The 1,026-nt window shown below is 62.2% G+C and carries 2 protein-coding genes; one reads left to right on the top strand and one right to left on the bottom strand.

The annotated features are described in order from the left end of the window. Positions 1-135: 135 nt before the first annotated feature. A complete protein-coding gene (locus AX721_RS26730) occupies positions 136-633 on the top strand; it encodes a DUF4262 domain-containing protein (protein WP_082765655.1) in 498 nt (165 codons plus the stop codon). Positions 634-798: 165 nt separating this feature from the next. Here the strand turns inward: AX721_RS26730 and AX721_RS28555 are convergent, their stop codons facing one another. After that, positions 799-930, bottom strand: coding sequence for a hypothetical protein (locus AX721_RS28555; protein ID WP_255373640.1), 132 nt, complete (start codon positions 928-930; stop codon positions 799-801). Positions 931-1,026 lie beyond the last annotated feature (96 nt).

Genomic DNA, 1,026 nt, shown 5'->3' on the forward strand with positions numbered 1-1,026 from the left:
CTTCTCAGTTGCGGTGGTTGCGGCGAACGCTGGGCGTTAGGTCCGCTTCCCACCCTCCGCCGACCTTGGGACGGTCCGGTCCGCGGCTGCCGAAGTTTGGCTCGACCTTCGCAGGCGCGGTGGTCACATAGGGGCATGCAGACTGCTCTTTCAGCGCCTGAGAACGCACTCGATGACGGTGAGAGGGCCTTTGTCGCCAGTATCCGTGAACATGGGTGGTTTCGGACGAGCGTCTTGGCGGACGACAACCAGTCGGGCTTTTCCTACACGACGGGTTTCTGGCTAACGCTTGGCCATCCAGAATTGATCGTCTTCGGACTGAAATCCGAGACAACACACGCGGTGCTGTGGGACGTCTTCCGGGACCTCAAATCAGGTAAGCGCTTCCCCGTTCGGTCTCGAATTGCAGATCTGTTCGGCAACCACCAGGCCTGTTTATTTCCGGTTGATAGGGCGAACTACCCTGAGCACTTGGGCTGGAGCCGCTGGTTCTACGGTGGAGATGAGTTCCCGTGCCTGCAGCTTGTCTGGCCAGATCGGGAAGGCACGTTTCCTTGGGAAACTGGCTTTGATGTCATGGTAGGTCTGCAACCGGACATCTCCGAAGGCGGGTGGGGAGAGTTTTCCTCTTAGGTCCGCCTTCCCATCAGTTGCGAACGTAGGCGCATTTCCTCCTCTCCCTCGCGAAGCGCGTGGGAGAGGAGGAGGGCCATTCCCCCTTCGATGACGTTGGGCGGTCCGCTTCGGTGCGGGCCAAGATCGCATCATCTCGCCTATCGGCATCCATGAGCGCAGGCGCTAGCCGCAGCGGACCTCCTTGATGAGGCCCGTCTGGGCGTCGAAGAGGAAGTTCAGCCGGTTCGGGTTGAAGTCCATGGTCACCGGGCAGGTGGTGCAGGCCACCCGCTGCAGGTCCGGCTTCACCGGCACGGGGATCTCCGAGCGCGGCCGGCCCACGAGATACTGGTGATCGCCCGCCCGGCAGGCGTCGGCGACCGGCTGGGGCGCGGGCGATCACCAGTATCT

The sequence above is a fragment of the Phenylobacterium sp. CCH9-H3 genome (assembly GCF_001557235.1).
Taxonomy (GTDB): domain Bacteria; phylum Pseudomonadota; class Alphaproteobacteria; order Caulobacterales; family Caulobacteraceae; genus Phenylobacterium.

Bases quoted from the DNA above. Each gene is read 5' to 3' on its own strand.
- AX721_RS26730 (WP_082765655.1), top strand. From the start codon at position 136: ATGCAGACTGCTCTTTCAGCGCCTGAGAACGCACTCGATGACGGTGAG.